Below are 24264 nucleotides of genomic sequence, written 5' to 3'. Positions count from 1 at the left end.
TTTATATTTTAACTAAAATATAATTAAATGTATATGGAGTTTCATATATTATTTATATGTATTAAATATTAATAATATATTTTTTATTTCAAGCAATATACTCAAATAACTGAAAGAGGTGAAAAAATGCGGAAATCCTATCTAATTTTTGATTATTTTAAAGAAGCATTTCATATTAACAAAAAAAATAAAAAAATCTACCTTCCTCAATTGACCCTAATTGGCTTTAAATCTTTAACAATAATTCTAGCTGGAATATTTCTTTATTCTTTTATTAAAAAGGAGTTATTTATTTTATATGACTTTAATCGCGTAATGGGATTGATTTCAAATTTTGGAATAAAAATAGTTATAGTGCTCCTTGCATACGGTATTGTCTCTGTTATTATTGAAAGCGGACTTTATAATATGTATAAAGAGCTAATATTAACTAAAGGTTTGACTAAAGGAACTTTTTGGACTGGAGTCAAGAAATATGCATTAAAATTTCTACTAGGAAAAATTTTAGTACTAATTGGATGGATTATTATAATACCATTTTATTTAATTTTAGGCGTGGCAACCTTATTAATTGGTCTTACTCTAATTCCAATAATTATTAGTGTATTCTTAAGTATGTGGAAAACTTCTTTAGTTATGAATGATCACGGTGTTATTGCTGCCTTTAGAGATAGCTTTGGATTTGCAAAAAGAAACTTTTTTCCCCTTAGTTTATTACAAATAATACATTGGGCCTTTGTTCATAGAAATTCAGGCAGTTTAAATAGTCAAAGTAATTTCTCTAATTTTTCAAATAGACCTTCAATTGACCTAGATTTTGCTATTAATGCTACTAAAGTGCTAATAGCTGGACTAATTCCTTTTATAACCATTTCAACTATAGTTACTTCATTTATAAGAATGGTATTTGAAGTATTCTTCTCTCTAGTTATATTTATAACCCATAAAAATGATTTTAAGAACTTTGATTCTCCAAATCAGGAGGTGACTGAATAATGTGGTTTGATGAGATAATGGATGACTGTAAAGAAGCCCTTAGGATATCTGACAATCACAAGGGTATCTTTATACCTGTTATAATAAATTTTGTTTTGACATTATTGTTCATAGCTTATTGTGTTTTTATTGGAATAGCTTTATTTAGAAAAATTTCAAATATTCCAATGTATTCTTGGAATAGCTATAATACTTGGTTACATCAAATACCTCCTATATTAATTATTGCACTTTTAAACTATATTATAGTAGTATTATTTTCTTCAATAATGAAAGCAGGAAGTATCAACCTATATAGATATGCAATAGATAACAAAAAATTGAAAGCATCTTATTTTATGGAAGGAATCAAAACTTCTTTCTTGAAAATTTTAGGTGGCACCCTATTCACACATATTATTGCATTATTTGCATCACCAATTATACTTATATTCTTTTTGATTTTTTCTTTCACATTAGGGCTATTATCTCCTTCCTGGGGAATGTTGTTCTTATCTACAGTGTCTACGGTTTTCCTGTTTGCTTGGCCAATTATAGTTGTAGAAGACAATATGGGACCTATACAGTCAATATTAACTAGTGTTAAACTGGGTTGGAGAAATTTTCTAGGTATGTTTGTAATTCTTCTTGGAAATGCCCTTATATCTAAATATGTTCTGTTTATATTTGGCCCTTTAGTTGCATTTATATGTGGATTTCTTTTAATGGGAATTGTACACACATATTTCAAAGTAGTCGTTTTATTAATATACAAAAGAAAAAAAGAAAATTTATTGCCTTATAAGAGTCGTGAACATCAAGTCCTAGATGAATCTAATCATAGTAATTCAAGTGGGAAAATAATAGATAATTAGTTTGAATTAATTTAAAGAAAAAGTGACTAATAAAAAAAGCAGCAGATATCTGCTGCCTTTTTTATATTCAAATACTATCTTCCATTTTGTATAAACCAAAATCCTCCTGCAGCAATACATAAAACAATTAAAATAGTTAAAATAATTTTAAGTGCACTTACTGGTGACTCTCCTTGTACCTCTCCTGTCTGTCCATTAATCATAAAACGATATACTTTCTCCTTATACTTAAATGATGACATCCATACTGGTAGTAATATGTGCTTAAATAGTATGCTATTAAAATTAGTATCTATCCTAACATTTCTAACAGTATCTCCACCAATTTCTCTGACTACTCTTTTGTAAATTTCAGGGTGAATAGCCTGTTTTGCAGCTTCCCATCCTTCTTCTAGTTCAACAGCATATCTTTCAGCTGTAAATCCTGATAAATACTCTGGCTCATAATGTTCTAACTCCTCTAAATTAAATGGTTCTATTTCTTCTATAATTTTAGAATCAACATGTTGAGAGGCATTTACAAGTAGGTCATCAAAATACAAATCATATGAGCCACTAACATGTCTCCATCTAGTTTTACGAACTCTCCTCGTTACTTCTTTTCTCTCACCATCTCTATATACAACATGGGTTTCATTGACATAGTAATATGTTCCACGCTCTGCCGAGTAATTAGAGTGAGTATCCGAGTCATATGTCCAATAAGGAATATATACTCCTAATAATCTATCCATTTTATTATTTGATTTTGCTTTCTTAGGAGCATAAAATTTACCCTTTAACCATTTTGAAAAAAGCCCCTTTGCCTCTTTTCTTGTAATTTTAAAAGGAATCAAGGATTCAGGCTTTATTCCTGGAATCTCATCTTGTTTTATTATATGGGAAGATCCACAAAATGCGCAAAACTGAGCTACAGAGTTTTCCTTCATCACAGTTTCTGCTCCACAGTCATTACAATGAATTACTCTAGTTTCACTTCCCCAGTCTGAAGAATCTTCATCTATAGATGAGTTAATATCATACTCTTGAATAATATCATCTTTTTGCTCTATTTCCACCTTATTTCCACAATATAAACAGCTTAATGACTGAGTTTTCGGATTAAATATCATGTCTCCACCACAGGATGTGCATTCAAATTTTTCCGTACTAGTTTTAGTCTTTGCCTTACTAAGTTCTTGACTCATCTATATCACCTCTACTCCCTTTTATTTCCACATTCTGGGCAAAATTTCGTATTTGATGATATTTCAGCACCACAATTATCACAAGAAACTTTAATATTTTGTGGCTCTCCACATTGTGGACAGAATTTTGCACTACTACTAATTTCCGCTTTACACTTAGAACATTTTTTCTTAGGTTCTTCTAATGGTTTACCACATAAACTACAGAATTTTGCCGAAGCTGATACTTGACCATTACAATGGGGGCATGTAATCTTATTGTTATGTTGTTGTGTAGGATTTTGCTCTGAATTTTTCAAGGATTGTCCCATCATATTCCCAATAGCTGCTCCTGCACCAAATCCTACTCCTGCTCCTGCCATACCATTCTCGTTTTGTGCTGCATCCCTTATGGCTTCAGCTGATTGATATTGAGTGTATTGATTTAAATTACCTAATACGCCCATTGAAGTTCTCTTATCCATTACCTTTTCAACTTCTTCTGGTAGAGAAATGTTCTCTATATAAAATGATGTCATTGAAAAACCATAACTATTAAATTTAGGATCTAATTTTTCTCTTGTCATCTCACTTAGTTCATCATACTGCATAGCTAAATCCAAAGCTGGAATCTTAGCTTCACCAAGTAGATCGGTTAACCCAGATACTATTAAGCTTCTAAGTTGTCCCCCTATCTTATGAGTAGTAAAGTTACTATTAGACCCAAATATTTCTTTCATGAATTTTTCGGGGTCAGTGACCCTATAGGAATAATTACCATAACCTCTTAATCTAAGCATTCCAAATTCAGAGTCACGCATCATGATTGGATTTGTAGTCCCCCATTTTTGATCTGTAAATTGTTTTGTGTTTACAAAATAAACCTCTGCTTTAAAGGGAGAGTCAAATCCATACTTCCATGATTTAAGTTTTGTTAAAACAGGCATATTTTGTGTCGTTAAAATATATCTCCCTGGCCCAAAAACATCTGCTATTTTTCCTTCGTTTATAAATACTGCTGCCTGTGATTCTCTTACTGTAAGCTGTGCTCCCATCTTAATTTCTTTTCCTTCTACTGGAAATTGATATACCATTGTGTCACTTGTATTATCTGTCCATTCAATTACTTCGATAAACTGACTTTTAATGAACTTAAAAAGCCCCATCAAAATTCCTCCTTTATATTAAAATATTTTTCATATTATGCTCTATTTACTTATCTAAAAATTATAAACTTGTATAATTTTTCAACATACAATTATTTCAATTAATATCATATGATATCTAATACTACTTCCTAATCATTTTTATCATAATGTATACTTTGAAGCCCTGACTTCATTGCTAGTTTTCTTAAAAAAGGATTGTACATTGCTGGAGATTTAAGATTTTTTAAAAATACATTTAGTTTAAGAGATTTCATTTTATGGCTATATCTAGTATTAAATCCATGAATCCCCTGATTAAGGCTTTGAGATAAATATAGTGCACTCTTTAAGCCATAGCTGAATCCTTCTGCAGAACTTGGACTTATGGCTCCAGAGGCTTCTCCTATTAAGGCTATATTTCCTTCTCCAGTAAATAATTGTCTAGTATTTACTGGTCTATATATATAAGCTCCTTCTGTCTTAATTTTATTTCCAAATGAAAATCCCCTATCTGATAGCTTCTTTTTTAATTTTTCGAATTTTTCTATGGACTGATTCCCAACATTGAAAGCTCCACCCAATAAAATGCTATTATTTTTAGGAATGATCCAAGAATAAAAATCACTCAAATCTTCATCGAATATGGCTGTAAAGTAAGGCATATAATCAGTTGCCTCATACCACTCTTGAATTGATATATAAGTTTTTGGTGATACCTTTTTAGGAAATGACATTCTTCTTACTTTTGAATTTGCTCCATCTGCACCAATTAAAACCTTTGATTTTACCTCTACCGTTTTACCATCCTTAACGTATTTGACTATATAGCCTTCAGTATTTTTCTTGAATCCTTTAAATACAGAGTTAAATTGCTTATTAACATCCTTTGGAATCATAGAAACTAACCATTTATCAAACTTCTCTCTATTCATATTAAAATAAAACCTTTGATATAATCTTTCAATATTATTGTTCATATCAATAGTTCTAACTGCAAAAAGCTGAGGATCTACTAATATTTCCTTAGGTATTCCTAATCCTAATTTAGCAATAATGTTTTGCGCATCGGGAGCTAATAAACCTCCACAGCATTTATTAATTTTATTATTTCCAGTATCTAGGAAATCTCTTTTATCTATTATTAGAACTTTATATCTCTCTCCGATTAACTTTGCAAGCATTGATCCAGAAGGACCTGCTCCAATTATTACAATGTCATACATAAATTCACCTCTCAGTAATTGGCTTTAAAATAGTTCACTTTAAATCTATTCAACACTTAACAATAATATCCTCTATCTTTCCCTTTTTACTTATCTTAATTTCGAATAAAAAATCAGCTCTAGAATAATAATAAAATCATCATAATAAATAGAGGTGTTTTTATGAAAAAAGAGAAGCTTCTTGTTATTCTAGTTATAGTATTCATTTTTAGTGGGTGTTCCTATAACAGCAAACCCGAAAAATTCCCTGAAATGCCTATGATTGAAAATATGAAGCTAGAAGTTACAAAAGATGACGAAACATTAGGAAATCCTGAGCCTATAACTACTTATGTTGTTGAAAGTAACAATATGCAAGCCTTTTTACATGACTATGAGCAAAGGTTAATTAACGAAGGTTGGAAAATAGTCGAACGAAGACAGGAAAACGTAATAATAGCTAGAAAAAATGATTACAATGCTGCTATTATTGCTTATATTGATAATGGTAAACTAAAGGTTGATATAAGGAAGGAAACAGATAAGTCAGAATAAATAATAAAGGAGTTAAAGATTGAAATCTTTAACTCCTTATTATTGCCATGCTAAATATTAATACCATAAAAAATTTCTTGCATTTCTTTATTTAGTTTTCTTACAATAGCTTCCTTTTCTCTTCTACTTAAATCTTTTTCTTCCATTTCAAATAAATAATTATCTAAATAAATATCCTTTAATTTCATTTTTGTATGGAATATATTTGATTGATATATATTCATATCTATTAAACTATATTTCTCTAACGTGGAATCTTCAATAAAGTTTTGTATAGAATTAATATCATGGTCTATAAAATGTTTTTCACCATCTACATCTCTAGTAAAACCTCTAACTCTATAATCAATGGTTATTATGTCTGAATCAAAGCTTCCTATAAGATAATTTAACGCCTTTAATGGAGAAATTTCTCCACATGTAGATACATCAATGTCTACTCTAAAGGTGCTAATATTATTTTGGGGATGGCTTTCAGGATAAGTATGAACAGTCACATGACTCTTATCTAAATGCCCAACTATATTTTCTCTAGTAGGAGTTAAGATTCCTCTATTACATGATGGGTCTAACACACATAATGGAACTTCTTCTTCTGATATCAAAAGAGTAACACTAGCTCCTTGAGGATCGTAATCTTGCTTTGCTATGTTTAATACACTAGCTCCAATTGTCTCAGTAACATCTGTTAATATCTTAGTTAATCTTTCAGAATTATACTGCTCATCGATATAGTCTATATATCTCTTTCTATCTTCTTCGGACTTAGTATAACAAATATCATAGATATTAAAGCTAAGAGATTTAGTCAAGTTGTTAAATCCATATAGTTTTAGTTTCTTTTTCAATGTAATTCCCCATTTCTAAATAACTTTTCATAAAAATTATACATCTTAAAATATTATTGTCAAGATTAATTTACTCAGCTTAAATCATAATAAATTTATTTTATAGAATATACCGATTTTATTCTTATCATATGGTTATATCCACAATATTTCATTATAACATAATCCTAAAAAAAAATTCTATATTTCCTTACCGTTCTGTAGAATCCTATGTAATCTCTCACCCATAGCTTTTTCTATATAAGGACTTATCCCCCAAACCTTTTTGAACTCAGTGTATTCACCTATTAATTTTGGATTGCTTTCTTTCTTCTTAATTGCCCTTATCAAAATGTTTTTAGGTGTATGTTCCATATCTATAAATTCCATGATTTGAGTTGAATATCCTAATATCTCTAGAATATTGCCTCTTATACTGTCCGTTATCAAGGTAGACAATTTTTCTTTTATAATTCCATGTTTCATCATTGGCTCCATGATTGGATTATGAATTTGATTCAACAACTCATGCTGACAGCATGGAACCGATAAAATTATGTCTGCATCCCAATTTACAGCCTTTACTAAAGCATCATCAGTAGCTGTATCACAGGCATGTAAGGTTAAAACCATATTTACCTTTTTAAATTCTTCAAAATTCTTTATATCTCCCTGAATGAACTTAAGATTTTCAAAATTCATTTCCTCTGATAACTTATTGCAATTCTTTATAACATCAGACTTTAAGTCTAATCCTACTATATTAACATTATACTTAAGTATATTAACTAGATAATGATACAGAGCGAATGTTAAATACGATTTACCACAACCAAAATCAACTATATTAATTATTCCATTACTATCAAGGCTTGGTATTACATCGGCTACTATCTCTAAATAGCGATTAATTTGCCTAAACTTATTATATCTCTTTTTATAAACTTTACCTTCATCATTCATTATTCCAAGCTTTATTAAGAAAGGACATAAATCTCCTTCCTCAATGATATAGTTTTTCTTTTTATTATGACTTAAAGGGGCCTTTTCCTTTGTGGGCTTTTTCTTGAGTATCTTATTTTTCCCCTTTTTATTTATAAATATTTGATAATCTGCTTCTGTAGTGAATAAATTAGTCTGTTTAAAATACTTAATCATAAGCTCTTCAAGTCTATCTACACCCTCAGTATAACTTAAATTGTAATGTTCTACCTTTTTTCCTATATGATAAGTAAGCTGAATCACTATTTCACTTTTAATTTTTACAGGTTTTAAGCTTACTTTATTAAACTCTACACCATTCTTTTGCTTAAGATTACTAAGTACTCCATATATTATCTTTTCATTCATGATTACATCTTCTAATAATCCTCTTAAGTTTTCCATACCATCTCTCCCATGTTATCTTATTGTATATATTATATACCAAATTTTATCATTTATAGCTGTCGAATGCTAAAAGACACATTTCAATCTACAATAATATAGACTAAAATGTGTCTCTAATATAGGTAACTACACTACTTTAAAAACTTTATCTATGGCGATCTCAGCTATTTTAGGATGAAATTGTCTACCTGCCTCTTTCTGTATTATTCCTATTGCCTTTGATCTTGACATCGCTCTTCTATAGGCTCTTTCTGATGTCATAGCATCAAATGCATCAGCTATTTGGATTATTTGAGCTTCTATAGGTATATCAATTCCTTTAAGTCCTAAAGGATAACCTGAACCATCAAAGTTCTCATGGTGGGCATATGTCATCTCTTTGACCTCTACAAATCCATCTATTTTACTTAATATTTTTTTTGAGAATATAGGATGTTGCTTAATCACTTCATATTCCTCATCAGTTAGAGGTCCAGGCTTATTTAAAATACTAGTTGGAATTCCAATTTTACCAATGTCATGTAGCAAAGAAGCAATAGATACGATATCAAGCTGTTCTTTACTAAGCTCCATGGCTTTTGCTATTTCAATACTATACTTTCTAACCCTATTTCCATGACCTTGTGTATAAACATCCTTAACCTCAATAGCTGAAACCAAAGCTGTAACAACATCATAGTAGCGTTTTGTTTCTCTTTCACGATGAATCATTTGGCTATAGAACTTTGAAATAAGTCTTGCATAATATTTCAATATCTTCTTTGATAATGAACTAAAGCCTTGATTATTAAAGTTTTCTAAGCTCAAAAGTCCTACACATTCTCCTTCAACCTTGATTGGAGCATATAAAGAAGTAAAGTTTGAGTATGTTCCAAGCTCTTTAAATATTTCAATAGTTTTATCAGAAAATTTTGCGTTATCTCTCTCGGAAATATATGTCTCATAGACTTGCACATCCACATCTTTTGAACATTCAAAGCCAATAAATGCTTTATCTTTATCCAATTCTAGCTTACTAAGCACTTCAAAATCATATCCCATAGCTAATATCGGTCTATATTTGTCATCAACTAATTCAAAAAATGATCCTTTTTCAACCTCTGGAATTACATCAGATGAACTATATAAGACTCTCTTTAAAAAATCTTCTTTTGTTAAAATATGCATATCCTCAAAGATGTCTAGTATCAACTCCATCTTAGTGTAGATGTTATCATCACCTACACCAAGGCGACTTGCTTCACTACTATTCACATTCATAATTTCCCTCCACAAAATATCATTCTCTAATTTATTGTATAGGATAATTCTAATTTTAGATAATACTTTTTTGTAATAAATAGCATTAAATCGCCTTTCTATACAACAAATTTACATAAAATTCAAATATTCGGCTTTGCTTATATTACAATACTGATAAATTATTTCTTAATTATTTCTTAATTTTATTAGTGTGATATAATAATAGAGAATCATGGTGTATGTTGTTAGTTCATGTTTTATTTTGACATAATACCTTATATTCACCCATTATAATAGATTTATAACATTTATGGTAGTATTTTATAATATTTAACTTAATATTATATCTAGCTGTGTGCAATACTTACTACAGATAATGAAGGAGGAAATCGATGAAAAAACTATTAATAGTATTAATATCTATAGCTATCCTAGTGGTTGGATGCTTACAATTAACTAAATCAACAAAGCCAGGAGATAGCAATTTAGATGAAAATAGTACAAATGAAATTAATGAAGACAATAATACCGACAAGTCTTTAACTAAAGAAGATGTTGACCAAATATTTACTGAGTTTAATAATCGTTTTATTCAGGAAGTAGATGAAAATGGTAAAGTTAAGAAATTCTCTTCAAAGTCAGAAATTATAAGTTTTATTTCCGAAGTTGCTTATGAAGATTTAGCAGCTCAATATGTTAACTCCTATTATGAAGATAGGGAAGATGGATTATATATTACGGATAAAGAACCTCCTTTACTCTTGCTTTTAAATCAGGACTATGAGTTAAAAGAAATGACTGATAAATATCACATTGTACAAAATATTGACTCTGAAGAACAAGGTAAATATGAACTAATAGCTACTATTGACAACCTAAATGATGAGTGGGTTATTGAAGATATAAAAGTTGATATAGAAGTAGCAAGGAATCCAAAAAACAGATATAAAAAATTATATGAAAAATATAAGGATATTTTGATAATTGCAAATAAACAAATTCCTTTATCGTCCGATTTTGTACCAAGTGAATTAGTGGCACCCGACGTAGTATTTAGATTTAAAGAAGACGTTCCTTATAGATATTTGGAAGCAGAAGCTGCTTATGCTATAGAAGATCTCTTTGCAGCTGCTTTAGAAGATGAAATCGAGTTATATGGAGCCTCAGGATATAGATCCTACAATACACAGAAAATCGTATTTGAATCTAATGTAGCAAAGTATGGTGAGGAAGAAGCAAACACATTTAGTGCAAGACCTGGAGAAAGTGAGCATCAAACTGGATTGAGCTTAGATGTTACTTCAAGGAGTGTAAACATGGGATTAACTCAAAAATTTGCAGATACTAAAGAAGGAAAGTGGCTAAAAGAAAATGCTTATAAACATGGATTCATCATTCGATATCCAAAAGGGAAAGAAGATATTACTGGATATATGTATGAGCCTTGGCATTTAAGATATGTTGGAAAAGAAGTTGCTGAAATTATTGATTCTAATGATTTAACTCTAGAAGAGTTTCTAAAAAGTATAGATGTTATTAAATAGAAAAAGGATGGTTCCATCCTTTTTTTATTTACTTTAGAATAACTATATTATGATTACTATTGTTATTAATTGCTAGATAAATATCATATAAAAGCTATCATTTTATTACCTTTTCTATAGTTGCTCCACCAATAACCTCAGTATCTTTGTAAAATACAACTGCTTGACCTGGGGCTATCGCCCTTTCTTTTTTATCAAATAGTACTTGAATGTTACTATTATCCATTTGAGATAACGTAGCCGCCAAAAACCAACCCCACTGACAAACCTTGACCTCTACTTTCATTTCTGATTCTAGGTTTTTAAATAAAGTAAAGTTTGGATCTCTTGCTATTAACCCTCTAGAATAGGTATCTTTATCCTCTCCTAATTTAACTGTGTTTTTTTCTGAATCTATTTCAACTACATACATTGGTTTTTCACTTTCAACATCTATTCCTCTTCGTTGCCCTATTGTATAATTTATTATGCCATTATGTTTTCCTATAATCCTTCCTTTAATATCAATAAAATTACCAGATTTAGCTGATGTATGACTAGAATCTTGTGCCTTTAAATAGCTAGCATAGTCTCCATTGTTTATAAAACATATTCCAACACTGTCTTTTTTCTTAGATATTCTAGCTCCAATTTCCTTAGCTATTTTTCTTACTTCTTTTTTTGAAGAATACTTTCCTAGAGGAAAAAGAACATGCTTTAGCTGTCCTTGATTTAAAGAATGTAAAAAGTAAGACTGGTCTTTTTTCTCAGCTATTCCTCTGAATATTCTATATTTCTTTGATTTTTCATCATATCTAACATTTGCATAATGACCTGTAGCTAGGTAATAGGCACCTATTCTATGGGCAACTTCTAATAATTTACCATACTTAATCCACTTATTGCATATAACACAAGGATTAGGTGTTCTACCTTTAAAATACTCATTTACAAATCTATTCTTAACTTTTTTTCTAAAGTCTTCCCTAAAATCAACTACATAATGGGGGATACAAAGCTTTTTAGCTACTACCTTTGCATCCTCTATAAAATCTGGGTACACTAGATTATCATCTTTATCATATGTATCAAATAATCTCATTGTAATTCCAATGACTTCATACCCTTCCTCTTTTAATAAGTATGCTGCAAGTGAACTATCAACCCCACCACTCATACCTACTACTACTTTATTCTTATTTAATTCCATTAAATCACCTTACCTTTAACACAATCATTATTAAAGCTTTAAATCTTCTCTTTTCTAGTAAGATTTAATTAAATCTCTTAAAATCATCTCTATCAAAAGTCCATTCTGGAGTATGAAGCTCATCATTAAAATTAAGTTCATACCAAGGACTTAAATCACTATTCATAGGATTTTTTAAAATATGAATACTTTGAGCTGGCATATAACTTTGTGCTAATAAAAATATTTTCTTTCCAGACTGGATATTCTCAGCCATATCTACTACAATTACTGCATGACCAGGACTTCCTCCTTGTATTATCACATCTCCTATATTTAAATCGTCATCTTGTATGCTAGTTAATTCATTTGATAATGATAACGTACCTGCATATGCAAAAACCATATTTAAATACTCTCTTAAGTCTTCATATGTATTGGAGTAATCTGTGCTTTGAGTCCAATAGCTATTATTACCTTCCACTTTTACTCTATTTCCTTGAATCCATTTTATATAATCTACTCTAAAGCCATTAGTGAAATTAAAATGTATTTTATCATATTTCTTTTGTTCAAATAGATATTCAGCTCTCAATCTCATAATCGCATCAGCGCATTGTTGTAAATCTCTTTCTCCCACATCCATATCTATTACAGCAACATGAACTTCTCTATTTTTTACTTGTCCATTATAATATAAAACCTTCGATCCATCTGGTTTCAAATGCAATTTTCTAAGATATTCACCGAAAGAATTTTCCTTAACTTGAGTTCTACCATAGCCCTTAGGAGTTTTTATTCTAGTTTCTATTGTATTCCCTTGTTCATCAATAAATTTATCTTCTCTATCAACATTTATACTGCTTGCATTTTTTTCTATATCAACACTTTCACTATGAATATGATTTTCTCGTTGTAGTGAAGAACTTTTATCTATACCTTCACTATCTAACTTACAAGAAGTTAATAGTAATAATAGTATTATTAAAGATGTATGCTTCTTCATACCTATCACTCCAATTTAAATTTAGATCATAAAAATATCATACTTAAGAATACTTTAAAAAAGCTTCTTATTATTTAAAGATCAATATCTTCCTTCAGTTTATTCTTTAATTTATCCATATTACTTACATGTATATATGGTAAGTCTAGATTATTCTCATCAATACCAGGAGTTAAAATTCTATTCATAATCATATCCCATATAATCGTATTTATTAGTAAAACATCATTTTTAGATGCTTCTAATCCTCTTTCTTTGATTGCACTAATTACGTTATTTCTTATATTTTCTATTGTTGTATAAGGATTCTCCTTTAGAAATTCCAAGACTATAAACCTAATTTCTAATTTACTCATCATTTTTCCTCCTTAAATTTTAGAAAAAATTCTATTTGCCATAACCTTCAACTATTTGAAAAAGTCTTTTTTTACCTTTAGCTGATAGGTTAAAGCTATCTATCTCTTCTTCTAATTTGGCTATAGTGCCACATCCTTTAATATAACCATTTACTCTAGCTGCCACTGTAGAGCTTATAAATGCTTTGCTATTTATATATTTTTTTTCAAACTCACCCATAAGCTCTCTAACCATTCTTAAGTAATATTTTTGATGATAATTTTCAGCTATATAAAAATTATTGAATGGTCTTATGTCTGTATACATCTTTCGGCCTAATGAGTTCTCAATATTTTTCTTAGTTTCTACCGCTAGCTTTTTCTGTTCTTCATTATGAAAGAAAATAATAGATTTATACTGAGTGCTAGTTACTGGACGATCAGCTTGATGATTCTTCCAAAAAATATCTAAAAGCTCTTCATATGCAATTTCATCAGGATTATATTCTATTTGAATTGATTCAGTATGATCTCCAATATTTGTATAGCTTGGGTTTTGTTTTTCCCCTCCTGAATATCCTACTCTTGTGCTTTTCACACCATTTTCAATGCCAAACCTAGCATCAGGACTCCAAAATCAACCCATTGCAAATGTAGCTAATGTATTGTAATTATCCATAATAATCTCCTTCCTTAATAGTTTAGTTAAACAATTGGATTTATTATTAATTTACCCAAAATAAACAATTTTTCTCGGTTTTCTGAATAACTATTTTATGGTATTCTAATAATAACCAATAAGTACTAACTATCTCCAAAAAGAGTTTGTTTCACTAGTGAAAGGGTACTAATCAATATATGAGATTAGAAATATTTTATTCACTATATTTTTCTTCAAGATATTTTCGCAAAATTGCAATAGAATAATTTCATGAGATTCTTATAGAGGAGTGATTTGTTTGTATTTTCTGACCTATCGTTATAACAATAAAATGGAGTCAGGTGTATTGTCAAGAGATCGTAAATATGTTATACCTTTTTCAAATATCTTTGATAGTTTAGATGCTAAATGTCCAACGAACATGATTGAATTTATCTCAATATCTGATGACAACCTAATTGATTCTATTAAGCGTATAATATCATCAGACAACGTTGATAAAATTCTAGGTAAAAGCGTAGTTATCTGTGCTCCTATACCTAAGCCTAAAAGAAATATATTTTGTATTGGAAAAAACTATCAAGACCATGTAAATGAACTAAAAGATAAAACGATATCAGATTCAAATCTTCCAAATGAACCAGTATACTTTACCAAGTCACCAAATTGTGTTATTGCTAATGAAGACTATATAGAGAATCACTCACATATAACTCAACATTTAGATTATGAAGTTGAATTAGCTGTCATAATTGGAAAAAAAGGAATAAATATATCTAAAGCAGATGCCTATGATTATATATTCGGTTATACAATCGGTAATGATATAACTGCTAGAAACATACAAAAAGGTAGAAATCAGTGGTTTAAAGGTAAAAGCTTAGATACCTTCTGTCCTATGGGACCATATATTATCCATAAGAGTGAAATTCCTTTCCCAGTTGAATTAGACCTTTCTTGCAATATAAACGGAGACATAAGACAAAGCTCAAACACAAGCCATATGATTTTTGATATTTCGTATATAATAAGTGATTTATCCCAAGGCATAGAATTGAATCCAGGAGATATAATATTAACAGGAACTCCTTCAGGTGTAGGCTTTGGATTTACCCCCCCAAAGTACTTAAAATCTAAAGATGTTGTTGAATGTTATATAGAGGGTATTGGAACTCTCGTAAATATTGTAAAATAATAATAAAAGAGCTATTGCCTAATATAATATTCTCCTTTCCAGTAGACAGAAATAACAAAGTCTGTTAATGCAAGGAGCGTAATTAGTAGTAGGCTGATTAGCTCTTTTATTTTATGAATTAACCATTTTTATTTTCATCCATTGATTCTCTCTTTTTCCCTCTTCTATTACTAAATACTTCTGAATTAATAAAAGCGAGGAAAATTATAACCTAAATCAAAAGCATTCATATTCATATCAATAGCTTTAGTAGGCACATTTTGTTTTATTGATGCCTTCCATATATCGACCTTTATTGGGGTTTCCCCTTCATTCTCAAGCACCTTTGCTAAGATACCAATTAGTATTACATTAGCTACTTGCTTCTTACCAAGTTTCACTCCTTCGTCAAAGGCATTTATTTCAAAAGTTTCATATCTTTTCTTCATTGATTCAATATCCTCTTCTGGATATTTTTCTTGTTCCTGTTGCACTGGTACTGGATAAAATCTTTTGCTATTTAGTATTATCTTGCCTTTATCTTTTAAGAGTGAACACCATCTATAGGCTTCTAATGGCTCCATACCCAAAAGAATATCTGCTTCCTTTGGCCTAATATTTGGAGAATATATCTTATCACCAATTCTAACATTTCCCCATACCATGCCGCCTCTCTGAGATAACCCTACTACATCATTACTCTTAACATCATATTGATCCATCAAGCCTGCCTGACATATTATTTTCGTCATTAAAACTAGACCCTGACCACCTACTCCTCCAAGCATAATATTAGTTGCCAATGAACTCACCGCCTTCTCTATCTATCTTCTCTGATTGCTTAATAGCATTGACGGGACAGACTTGAGCACATACACTACATCCAACACACATGTCTTCATCTATTGATGATTTGAGTTTATCAATGCCTTCATACTCTATCATTCTAAGAGGTGGACATCCAGTACGAATACATGACCTACAGCTGATGCAAATCTCAGGGTCAACATAAAAATAAGGTTCTTCCATATTATACTTAAGAGCACATGGACCATTGGCAACTATAATGGATAGACCTTCATATGCAATTTCTTCCTCAAATAGCTTTTTAGCAGATTTGTAGTCATACTGATTAATTTCCTTTACTCTATCAAAACCTATGCCCTCAAGTAGACTTTTAATACCTACTTTCATATCATCTTTTTCATTATAAAGTCCCGAGCTACCATTATGTTGACCACCAGTCATTGCAGTTGTTCTGTTATCTAATATGATAATTGTTATATTTTCATTATCTTCCTTGTTATGTAATAGATTCACGAAAGATGGTAATCCAGAATGAAAGAATGTTCCATCTCCAATTACTGCAACTATTGGTTCATTATTATCATTTAGGACCTTTGCCTTACGCAATCCTTTAGTTATTCCTATACTCGCCCCCATACTAATTATTGAATTGGATTGCTCAAAGGGTGGTAAAGCTGATAGAGAATAACATCCTATATCGCCAATTATAATCTTAGTTTTTGATTTTTTAAGTATGTCAAAGGTTGGTCTATGGGGACAACCAGTGCAAAACACAGGATATCTTGCCACTGTTTCAACAAATTCTTCAATTCTTTCGGGCATATTATCAATAATTCCTGCATTATATAGTCCCTTTTCTATATCAGGCACATCTAATTCTCCAGTAAATGAAAAATACTTTTTCCCCTCACATTCTATCCCCATAAGTTGAAGTTCGTTTTCTATAAAAGGCATCATTTCTTCTAAAACTATAACTCTATTAAATTTACTGGTTATTTCCTTGGCCTTCTCTTTTGAAATAGGATAAATTAATCCTAACTTCCAAATGCTTACATTTGGAGCAATTTCCTTTAAGTTATTATATAATAACCCCGATGTAACAATTAATGTATCAGTTTCTTGCTTTAGTTCAAGTTTGTTTATTTCTATTTCATAGGCAAATTTCTCGAGCTTTTCTAGTCTTTCTTTCATAAAGAATTGAGCTTTTCTAGACCCAGGAGGTATCATACAATACTCTCCTGTTTTAGTATCCATTTCCGACTGTTCTTTTTCTTTCCGTTCCTTAACTTCAACAACACTTCTACTATGACATAATCTACTTGTTATTCTAAGCATCATAGGCGTCTGAAATTTTTCACTAATTTTCAAAGCTTCTTTTGTAAAATCCTTTGCTTCTTGGCTGTCAGATGGATCTAATATACCCATATTGGCGAACTTACCAAAAATTCTATTATCTTGTTCATTTTGCGAACTTGCTAGCCCCGGGTCATCACCTGTAACTAATAAAAATCCTCCATTTATAGGAGTTTGTGTAAATGTCATTAAAGGGTCAGCAGCGATATTAACTCCCACATGCTTCATAGCAACCATTGAACGAGCACCATTAAATGATCCTCCAATAGCTACTTCCAATGCAACCTTCTCATTGGTTGAAAACTCAGAATAAATTGTTTCATAAGCTTTAGTATTCTCAATTATACCAACGGTTGGAGATCCTGGATAGCTCGTTGCAATAAGACCACCGGCTTCATAGAATCCCCTAGAAATAGCTTGATTGCCAGTTAACATTATTTTTTCTATAGTTTCCATTACATCACTCCCATTTTAAAATTTACTACTCATCTTTAATACCCAATAAATACCATTTTAATTCACAGTTCTATTTTCTCTCTATTTTTCCTCTTAATTAAGGGTTTGATTCAAATTTATTTATTATAGTTACAATTAATACCTATTTATACTAAGTTATATCAAATAACTATTATAAAAAAATAAACTCTACCTACTAAGAGATAGAGTCTTTTCTCACTAAAGAACTACTTGAAATAATCTATTTATCAGAACAAGTTCACTGATTGCTTTATATTATTTTTTTTCCTTTTTAAATAGAATATATGAATATGCATAAATTCCTATAATAAAAACTACTGTAAATATAGCTGGAACCATTGCAAGAATATTTTTAAATGGTATTGTGACTAAGAATAAGAATCCATTAATCATAAAGCCATATCCACCTACCCTGTGGGTTTTTCTCCAGACATTCTCACTTGCTAAAGTCCATGGAGTTTTAATACCGAAGAAATAATTATGTCGTATTTGAGTCATATAGTTACCCAGTATAATAAACATAACTCCAATTACCAATTTTATAATAAGTGAAATATTTATATTGTATTCTAGTGCTTTTAATATGGCAATCCAGTGAAAAATTATCATAATAACTACTATCAATATTGTTGTAATTTGATATGCCTTTTTATGTTGTTCATAGGATTCTCTCCTAGGGTCTATTTTAGGCAAAACTAACATTAGAATTAATAATATAAAAGGTAGGGCACCAATGAGTAATGCAAAAGGTTTACCTGCATAGTTATCAGCCTCACCATTAATTCCCCAATGTATAGGTATTTCCTCTGGTAAAGAGCCATAAACAAATAGTGTAGCAATGAAGGATACAATAGTTAATACCAATAAAGTTTTGCTAATTTTTATTTTCATTTTTATTTCCTCCTTCTACAAAGTCAAATGTCCACTTCAAAATGTCCTGTAAAGCAGTTGTATTTAAAGAATAGATTACATGTTGCCCTTGTTTATCTCTTAAAACTAATTCTGCGTTAGAAAGAATGTTTAGGTGATGGCTTATAGAAGGCTTACTAATATTAAAGCACTCAGAAATCTCCCCAGCTGTTAAATCATTATCCTTTAATAATTCTAGTATTTTTCTTCTTGTTGGATCAGACAGTGCTTTAAATGCTTTATTCATAAAATCACCTTTTCTATTATATATTTAGATAATTGTCTAAATGTTTAATAAAATGATATCACTGAAATTTTTTATTGTCAATATGATAAAGGGAATTTTTTTTTATTTAACAACAAATACTATAATAAAATATATTTGGAGAAATTGCATATTAGATTTTATGCAATTTCCTTATTTGAAGGGGTGTTTAAAATTTCTCTATTAAACTTAGCATTGAGAATCCTAATTGCTTTCACTCTTATATGGAGTATGCTCAGACTTTTGGGAAAAAAAGAAATGGGCAAATTGACATATTCAAACATGGCTTCTGCTGCTGCCTTAGGTTCTTTAGCTTCTGGCTTAATGACAGATACAAATAATAATCCTATATACTATATTATAGCCCTTATTGCATTTCCACTTTTAACTTATATTATTGGTATTATAAGCTTAAAATCTCCTTATGCAAGGAAAGTTTTTGAAGGAGAGCCTACCCTAGTCATTTCCCATGGAAAAATATTAGAAAAAAATTTAAAACATATGCGTCTATCAACTGATAATTTAATGCAGAAGCTAAGAAGTAAAAAAGTATTCAATATAAGTGATGTTGAATTTGCTTTTATGGAGCCTGAAGGCAAAATAAGCATATTACTTGATTCCAAAAATCAGCCAGTTACTCCAAAAGATTTAAATATCTTTGTTAATAAATCTGAGTTACCAATTACTGTTATAAAAGAAGGTACTATTATTGAAAAGAATCTTTATAGTAAAAATTTTACTAAAGATTGGCTTGAAACTCAGTTAAAAACTAATAATATTTCTAATGTTTCTGATGTGTTTCTCTGCCAAGTAGATAGTTCTGGGAGTCTATATGTAGACTTAAAGGATTCAAAATAAAAGAACAGGCAAGTTATATTCTATAACCCACCTGTTCTACTATATCTCAATATTTTTCTTATTAATAATATATTAAGAGTTTTACCTTTCCACCATACTTTGTAGATTTATCTAGATAGACTTTAACCCTTCCATGCCTATTTTTAGATTTAATATCGTCAATTCCTTTCATATCATAATCTCCATTTTCTACATAGTATATTCCAATATTATCATCAAATTTATATATCTCATTTTTAATTTTAATCCTCGATGAATCAATTGCCTGCACTTCTGAAGATTCTACCCAAGGGTACTTAATACCTTGAATAGAAGTTATTCTATTATCCTTCATTTCTAATTCTACTACATCTCCATTACTCATACCATTAACATGATGATTAGTTGTGTATTTATTTCCATTAACTAATATTGTATGGGTATATGTTGTTCCATTCTGAGGATCCCAGGCCATAGTAGTTTTAGTTACTATACCTTGATAGCAGTTTTCGTCTAGTATATTTTCCACGAACATTACATTGACATCTTGGAAATCTCCAACTTTATTTAGATATTTTACCTTTCCTTTCTCAATAGGTCCATTAGGAAGTTCGTCCCATCCCATTATATAGGCTTCAGAATCTCCACCATATATATTATTAACTAGGTTAAATATTACTACATTATCAGCAAAATAATTTGAATCTATTTTCTTTTCATATTTGTCTATGGTATGGGATTCCGGTTTTTTATCTTTAAGAATCTCTAAACTAACACTTTCATAATCATCTTCATCATCATCAATATTCCTGTCTAAAACTTTATATTTAACCAGCTTTCCATTATAACTCTTATTATCTAAATTAATTTTATAAGTTTTTGTAGCTCCATTAGTATGAAGGAGTTTAACAAACTTTTGTTTTTTCCCAAAATCTTCAATAGAAATTGATTCTTCTGTGTATTGATTTAAAACTAATGCATAATAAGAATTATCTTCACTGCTATACATTGATATATCAACAATTTTTCCATCTTTACCAAGCATTAAAGTTACCATATCATTAGTTTGAAATACACCTCTATTAGATATTTTTCCTAAATCTATATCCTTACTTAACTCATAACTTTCGCCGTCTATTGTAATTGATTTTGGAGATAACTTATTTGGAAGTATGTATTCTATTTCTCCACTAACTTTATTATCAACTACTAAAATAAATTTATTTTTTTCCCATATGTCCCTTACTTCATATACTATATTTTCATCTTCAATTTGCTCGATACTTATTATCTCTCCATTTCTGGTAATTTTAGTATCTTTATCTATCTTAATAGCACCTAGCTTTCCGTCTGCTAAACTATAGTTCATTGCTACTTCTGGTTCACTATATACAGGATCGTATATCACTCCATATTCATATCCAACCCCATTTTCATTCATAGATAATACGATTGAACTGTTCACTTCAATAATATCTTGTATTTCGCTATAATCAATCATTTCACCTTTATAGTAATATGTTGTTTTACTAGGAAGGGTCATAGTTTCATTATAATTCCCAAGAGAATAAGTTACTTTATTACCTAATGCCATTTCCACACTTATTCTCTTTACATTACTCAAATCTTCAAATGCTTTCGTTATTATATCATTTTCAATTTTTAATCTAAAGGTTTCACCAGGCTCAAGACTTCCCATACCATCTTCTAGATAAAAAGTTCCTTTATCTGTTAATACTTCATTTGCCGATAACATATCTGATGTATTTGAGTTTTCTAATATAATACAATCTTTAAATAAATTATTACTTTCAGCAAAATTTATATCTGTATCATCCTTTGAAGTAGCGTTTAATAGATTATAAACTAAAACTGCTACTTCCCCTTTAGTTATTATAGAATTATTCTTTAATTCAACCCCATCTGTTATTCCTATGTTTTTAGCTTTGATATCATAACTTTCAGGCCATTTCCCTGAAATTTCTGAGTCATCGTATCCGTATAACCTAACTAAAGAAGTAATTACTTCTGCATATGTTAAACTACCTTCAGGATGAAAATACCCATCAAGCTTTCCTGTTAGATAACCTTTATCAACAACTACATTTATTGCTCCATTGGACCATCTATCTCTGCTTACATCTGGAAATAAATAATTCGAAGCCATTTCTTCTGCCCTTTCATTAAGGTCAGTTATTGAAACTATTATATATGCAAACTCTTCTCTTGTAATTTCTTTATTTAATTCAAGATTACCATTCTCATCTCCACTGATAAACTCTAAATTCAACAAATGATTTGCCGCTTCCATTTGCTTTGTCTCAAAAGCATCGTCAGAAAACACGACATGAGTGCCTATTGCCGTTAGTAATACTATAAAGGACATCGCTACTGCTAAAAATCTTGTAAACCATTTCCGTATATTTCCCATAGTTTTCAACTCCTCTTTAGAAATTCTTATAATTAAAGTAAATTTATTATTCTACTCTTAGTGCTTGTATAGGGTTAAGCTTTGAAGCTTTATTAGCTGGGTACAATCCGAAAAACACTCCAATTACAGCTGAAAAACTAAATGATAACATTATAATAAATAATGAAGGGCTAGCATTTATCTTCATAAAATTACCTATAAGTTTTGCGATTCCTATACCACTTAATATACCCAGTATGCCTCCAATGGAGCTGACCACAACAGATTCTATCAAAAATTGTTGTAATATATTTCTTCTCTTTGCTCCAAGAGCCTTTCTTATACCAATTTCCTTCGTGCGTTCTGTTACTGAAACTAGCATTATATTCATAATACCTATTCCACCTACTAAAAGGGATATTCCTGCAATTCCACCAAGCATAAGGGTTAAGGTTCCCTGAACTTCTTTTAAATTCTCAAGAAATTCTGCTTGATTATATACTGAAAAGAAATTAGGGTCTTTTAATGTTTCAAGTAAAAAACTTTCTAACTTTTCAATAGCAACATCTACTGTTTCAGCATTCTTTGCTTGAACAAAGTAGGTGTCTACTGATTCAGCTCTAGTAAGTCTTAGTGCAGTAGTATAGGGTATTATTATTACATCATCATCGGAATGTTGTGCTCCACCAGCTTTTTCCTTAAGTAATCCAACTACTGTAAAGGGTTGCCCGTCTATTTTTATCGTTTCTCCTAAAGGATTTTTTCCATTAAATAGTTCATTAGCAACATAGGAGCCAATTAAAGCCACCTTTAATCGTCTTTCAGTATCTAAAACATTAATAAATCTACCTTGAGTCACATTATGGTTATTTATTACCCCATATGCTTTATTTGTTCCTTGCACTCTTGTAGAAATATTATCTCTACCTACTTTTACCGTTCCTCCACTGTTTACTAGAGGTGCTAATCCTTCTATTATATCAATATTATCATCTGCAAGCTCCACCATATCTTCAGGATCTACAGATCTCGTGCTCCCCCATGTCATAATTGATACAGTAATATTATTTGTACCCATACTTTTAAATTGATCTGTTACTTCACGGGTGGAACCTTGGACTAAACTTACCATTGTTATAACAGAACTCACTCCTATTATAATACCTAGCATAGTAAGGGCTGACCTAACCTTATTTGAACCGATGCTCTTTAATGCCATAAAAACTGATTCTAGCCATTTCACCTATACCACCCCACGATCTTCTAGGATTTTCCCATCTCTCAAAGTAATTATCCTTTTTGACTGTTCTGCTATATATAACTCGTGGGTTATCAATACAATTGTTTTTCCCGAACTGTGTAGTTCTTTTATCATATTCATAATCTCATCCCCTGATTTAGTATCAAGGGCTCCTGTTGGCTCATCAGCCAGTATCAAAGGAGGTTTACTGGAAAGGGCTCTGGCTATGGCTACTCTCTGCTGTTGGCCTCCTGACAATTCATTAGGTTTATGATCTAATCTATTGCTTAAACCTACTTGCTTCAATGCATCTACAGCCATTTTATACCTTTCACTCCTACCAACTCCCATATAGACTAATGGTAGCTCAACATTTTCAACTGCAGTTAGTTTCGGTAATAAATTAAAACTTTGAAATACAAATCCTATTTTATTGTTACGTATATCAGCAAGTTCATTGTCTTTCATTTTACTTACTTCTTTACCATCTATTGAATACTTGCCTGATGTAGGTTTATCCAGACAACCTATCATATTCATCAAAGTTGATTTTCCTGATCCTGATGGTCCGACTATAGACACAAACTCCTCTTCTTTTACATGTAAAGAAATCCCATCGAGGGCATGAACTTCATTTGATCCCATTTTATATATTTTCTTCATATCTTCAATCTTAATCATATTTTCACCCCAGTTCTA

At 30.3% G+C, this 24264-nt stretch carries 23 protein-coding genes and 1 pseudogene; 6 read left to right on the top strand and 18 right to left on the bottom strand.

Annotated elements, in window-relative coordinates; translation table 11 throughout:
* The first annotated feature begins 126 nt into the window (after positions 1 to 126).
* Both JMO20_RS00915 and JMO20_RS00910 read left to right on the top strand, forming a co-directional pair.
* The gene (locus JMO20_RS00915) at positions 127 to 996 is read left to right on the top strand and encodes a hypothetical protein (protein ID WP_202707268.1); all 870 of its coding nucleotides are present in this window, start codon (positions 127 to 129) and stop codon (positions 994 to 996) included.
* A complete protein-coding gene (locus tag JMO20_RS00910; protein WP_202707267.1) occupies positions 996 to 1850 on the top strand; it encodes a hypothetical protein in 855 nt (284 codons plus the stop codon). Before JMO20_RS00915 ends, JMO20_RS00910 begins: the two co-directional genes overlap by 1 nt.
* 74 nt (positions 1851 to 1924) lie before the next feature.
* On the opposite strand, the gene JMO20_RS00905 is transcribed toward JMO20_RS00910, so the two are convergent.
* From JMO20_RS00905 to JMO20_RS00895, 3 genes are all read right to left on the bottom strand, one after another.
* Positions 1925 to 3037, bottom strand: coding sequence for a TFIIB-type zinc ribbon-containing protein (locus tag JMO20_RS00905; protein ID WP_202707266.1), 1113 nt, complete (start codon positions 3035 to 3037; stop codon positions 1925 to 1927).
* Positions 3038 to 3048: 11 nt separating this feature from the next.
* On the bottom strand, positions 3049 to 4182 hold the full coding sequence (locus JMO20_RS00900) for an SPFH domain-containing protein (protein WP_202707265.1): 1134 nt from the start codon (positions 4180 to 4182) through the stop codon (positions 3049 to 3051).
* Between the two features lie 131 nt (positions 4183 to 4313).
* Positions 4314 to 5387 (bottom strand): FAD-binding protein, encoded by a 1074-nt coding sequence (locus JMO20_RS00895; protein ID WP_202707264.1) that lies wholly within the window; start codon positions 5385 to 5387, stop codon positions 4314 to 4316.
* Positions 5388 to 5549: 162 nt separating this feature from the next.
* On the opposite strand from JMO20_RS00895, the gene JMO20_RS00890 reads away from it, so the two are divergent.
* A complete protein-coding gene (locus JMO20_RS00890; RefSeq protein WP_202707263.1) occupies positions 5550 to 5921 on the top strand; it encodes a hypothetical protein in 372 nt (123 codons plus the stop codon).
* 50 nt (positions 5922 to 5971) lie between these two features.
* Here the strand turns inward: JMO20_RS00890 and speD are convergent, their stop codons facing one another.
* The 3 genes from speD to JMO20_RS00875 form a co-directional block, all read right to left on the bottom strand.
* On the bottom strand, positions 5972 to 6769 hold the full coding sequence (speD, locus tag JMO20_RS00885; protein WP_202707262.1) for an adenosylmethionine decarboxylase: 798 nt from the start codon (positions 6767 to 6769) through the stop codon (positions 5972 to 5974).
* Between the two features lie 180 nt (positions 6770 to 6949).
* Positions 6950 to 8134, bottom strand: coding sequence for a class I SAM-dependent methyltransferase (locus JMO20_RS00880; RefSeq protein ID WP_202707261.1), 1185 nt, complete (start codon positions 8132 to 8134; stop codon positions 6950 to 6952).
* A 129-nt stretch (positions 8135 to 8263) separates the two neighbouring features.
* Positions 8264 to 9397 carry an HD-GYP domain-containing protein gene (locus JMO20_RS00875; RefSeq protein ID WP_202707260.1) on the bottom strand — a complete coding sequence of 378 codons (1134 nt, stop codon included), beginning with the start codon at positions 9395 to 9397 and terminating at the stop codon, positions 8264 to 8266.
* Between the two features lie 374 nt (positions 9398 to 9771).
* On the opposite strand from JMO20_RS00875, the gene JMO20_RS00870 reads away from it, so the two are divergent.
* The gene (locus JMO20_RS00870; protein WP_202707259.1) at positions 9772 to 10923 is read left to right on the top strand and encodes a M15 family metallopeptidase; all 1152 of its coding nucleotides are present in this window, start codon (positions 9772 to 9774) and stop codon (positions 10921 to 10923) included.
* 97 nt (positions 10924 to 11020) lie between these two features.
* Here the strand turns inward: JMO20_RS00870 and mnmA are convergent, their stop codons facing one another.
* From mnmA to JMO20_RS20540, 5 genes and pseudogenes are all read right to left on the bottom strand, one after another.
* Positions 11021 to 12112, bottom strand: coding sequence for a tRNA 2-thiouridine(34) synthase MnmA (gene mnmA / locus JMO20_RS00865; RefSeq protein ID WP_202707258.1), 1092 nt, complete (start codon positions 12110 to 12112; stop codon positions 11021 to 11023).
* Between the two features lie 64 nt (positions 12113 to 12176).
* Positions 12177 to 13097, bottom strand: a complete 921-nt coding sequence (locus tag JMO20_RS00860) for a DUF4846 domain-containing protein (RefSeq protein WP_202707257.1) — start codon at positions 13095 to 13097, stop codon at positions 12177 to 12179.
* 74 nt (positions 13098 to 13171) lie between these two features.
* Positions 13172 to 13453 (bottom strand): hypothetical protein, encoded by a 282-nt coding sequence (locus tag JMO20_RS00855; RefSeq protein ID WP_202707256.1) that lies wholly within the window; start codon positions 13451 to 13453, stop codon positions 13172 to 13174.
* Positions 13454 to 13484: 31 nt separating this feature from the next.
* Entirely contained in the window at positions 13485 to 13673 is a 189-nt protein-coding gene (locus JMO20_RS20545; RefSeq protein ID WP_341533968.1) for a hypothetical protein, read from the bottom strand.
* Between the two features lie 27 nt (positions 13674 to 13700).
* Positions 13701 to 14057, bottom strand: a pseudogene (locus JMO20_RS20540) (peptide-methionine (S)-S-oxide reductase); the annotation flags it as partial.
* A 334-nt stretch (positions 14058 to 14391) separates the two neighbouring features.
* On the opposite strand from JMO20_RS20540, the gene JMO20_RS00845 reads away from it, so the two are divergent.
* Complete coding sequence (locus tag JMO20_RS00845) at positions 14392 to 15288, top strand: fumarylacetoacetate hydrolase family protein (protein ID WP_202707254.1); 897 nt, start codon at positions 14392 to 14394, stop codon at positions 15286 to 15288.
* A gap of 185 nt (positions 15289 to 15473) precedes the next feature.
* Here JMO20_RS00845 and JMO20_RS00840 read toward each other — a convergent pair whose 3' ends face one another.
* The 4 genes from JMO20_RS00840 to JMO20_RS00825 form a co-directional block, all read right to left on the bottom strand.
* The gene (locus tag JMO20_RS00840; protein ID WP_243414597.1) at positions 15474 to 16070 is read right to left on the bottom strand and encodes an indolepyruvate oxidoreductase subunit beta; all 597 of its coding nucleotides are present in this window, start codon (positions 16068 to 16070) and stop codon (positions 15474 to 15476) included.
* The gene (locus JMO20_RS00835) at positions 16060 to 17883 is read right to left on the bottom strand and encodes a thiamine pyrophosphate-dependent enzyme (protein ID WP_202707253.1); all 1824 of its coding nucleotides are present in this window, start codon (positions 17881 to 17883) and stop codon (positions 16060 to 16062) included. Before JMO20_RS00835 ends, JMO20_RS00840 begins: the two co-directional genes overlap by 11 nt.
* A 276-nt stretch (positions 17884 to 18159) precedes the next feature.
* Complete coding sequence (locus JMO20_RS00830) at positions 18160 to 18795, bottom strand: SdpI family protein (protein WP_202707252.1); 636 nt, start codon at positions 18793 to 18795, stop codon at positions 18160 to 18162.
* A complete protein-coding gene (locus JMO20_RS00825) occupies positions 18779 to 19060 on the bottom strand; it encodes an autorepressor SdpR family transcription factor (RefSeq protein WP_202707251.1) in 282 nt (93 codons plus the stop codon). Before JMO20_RS00825 ends, JMO20_RS00830 begins: the two co-directional genes overlap by 17 nt.
* Positions 19061 to 19321: 261 nt before the next feature.
* Here JMO20_RS00825 and JMO20_RS00820 point away from each other — a divergent pair, with 261 nt between their 5' ends.
* Entirely contained in the window at positions 19322 to 19936 is a 615-nt protein-coding gene (locus JMO20_RS00820; protein ID WP_202707250.1) for a DUF421 domain-containing protein, read from the top strand.
* A gap of 61 nt (positions 19937 to 19997) precedes the next feature.
* Here JMO20_RS00820 and JMO20_RS00815 read toward each other — a convergent pair whose 3' ends face one another.
* Genes JMO20_RS00815 through JMO20_RS00805 form a run of 3 tightly spaced genes read right to left on the bottom strand, consistent with a single transcriptional unit; the run spans position 19998 to position 24246 of the window.
* On the bottom strand, positions 19998 to 22346 hold the full coding sequence (locus JMO20_RS00815) for an S-layer homology domain-containing protein (RefSeq protein WP_202707249.1): 2349 nt from the start codon (positions 22344 to 22346) through the stop codon (positions 19998 to 20000).
* Positions 22347 to 22392: 46 nt separating this feature from the next.
* A complete protein-coding gene (locus tag JMO20_RS00810) occupies positions 22393 to 23568 on the bottom strand; it encodes an ABC transporter permease (protein ID WP_202707248.1) in 1176 nt (391 codons plus the stop codon).
* Positions 23569 to 24246, bottom strand: coding sequence for an ABC transporter ATP-binding protein (locus JMO20_RS00805; protein ID WP_202707247.1), 678 nt, complete (start codon positions 24244 to 24246; stop codon positions 23569 to 23571).
* Between the last annotated feature and the right edge of the window lie 18 nt (positions 24247 to 24264).

Origin of the sequence: Sporosalibacterium faouarense (assembly GCF_016765695.1) — a bacterium.
GTDB lineage: Bacteria > Bacillota > Clostridia > Tissierellales > VENL01 > Sporosalibacterium > Sporosalibacterium faouarense.
This window is presented reverse-complemented; position numbering and strand designations above follow the sequence as displayed.

Coding starts and splice junctions, on each gene's coding strand:
- JMO20_RS00895 (WP_202707264.1), bottom strand. CDS start 5,387: ATGTATGACATTGTAATAATTGGAGCAGGTCCTTCTGGATCAATGCTT.
- JMO20_RS00905 (WP_202707266.1), bottom strand. CDS start 3,037: ATGAGTCAAGAACTTAGTAAGGCAAAGACTAAAACTAGTACGGAAAAA.
- JMO20_RS00830 (WP_202707252.1), bottom strand. CDS start 18,795: ATGAAAATAAAAATTAGCAAAACTTTATTGGTATTAACTATTGTATCC.
- JMO20_RS00900 (WP_202707265.1), bottom strand. CDS start 4,182: ATGGGGCTTTTTAAGTTCATTAAAAGTCAGTTTATCGAAGTAATTGAA.
- JMO20_RS00805 (WP_202707247.1), bottom strand. CDS start 24,246: ATGATTAAGATTGAAGATATGAAGAAAATATATAAAATGGGATCAAAT.
- JMO20_RS20545 (WP_341533968.1), bottom strand. CDS start 13,673: ATGGGTGAGTTTGAAAAAAAATATATAAATAGCAAAGCATTTATAAGC.
- JMO20_RS00815 (WP_202707249.1), bottom strand. CDS start 22,346: ATGGGAAATATACGGAAATGGTTTACAAGATTTTTAGCAGTAGCGATG.
- JMO20_RS00860 (WP_202707257.1), bottom strand. CDS start 13,097: ATGAAGAAGCATACATCTTTAATAATACTATTATTACTATTAACTTCT.
- mnmA (WP_202707258.1), bottom strand. CDS start 12,112: ATGGAATTAAATAAGAATAAAGTAGTAGTAGGTATGAGTGGTGGGGTT.
- JMO20_RS00915 (WP_202707268.1), top strand. CDS start 127: ATGCGGAAATCCTATCTAATTTTTGATTATTTTAAAGAAGCATTTCAT.
- JMO20_RS00870 (WP_202707259.1), top strand. CDS start 9,772: ATGAAAAAACTATTAATAGTATTAATATCTATAGCTATCCTAGTGGTT.
- JMO20_RS00825 (WP_202707251.1), bottom strand. CDS start 19,060: ATGAATAAAGCATTTAAAGCACTGTCTGATCCAACAAGAAGAAAAATA.
- JMO20_RS00855 (WP_202707256.1), bottom strand. CDS start 13,453: ATGAGTAAATTAGAAATTAGGTTTATAGTCTTGGAATTTCTAAAGGAG.
- JMO20_RS00875 (WP_202707260.1), bottom strand. CDS start 9,397: ATGAATGTGAATAGTAGTGAAGCAAGTCGCCTTGGTGTAGGTGATGAT.
- JMO20_RS00890 (WP_202707263.1), top strand. CDS start 5,550: ATGAAAAAAGAGAAGCTTCTTGTTATTCTAGTTATAGTATTCATTTTT.
- JMO20_RS00835 (WP_202707253.1), bottom strand. CDS start 17,883: ATGGAAACTATAGAAAAAATAATGTTAACTGGCAATCAAGCTATTTCT.
- JMO20_RS00910 (WP_202707267.1), top strand. CDS start 996: ATGTGGTTTGATGAGATAATGGATGACTGTAAAGAAGCCCTTAGGATA.
- JMO20_RS00880 (WP_202707261.1), bottom strand. CDS start 8,134: ATGGAAAACTTAAGAGGATTATTAGAAGATGTAATCATGAATGAAAAG.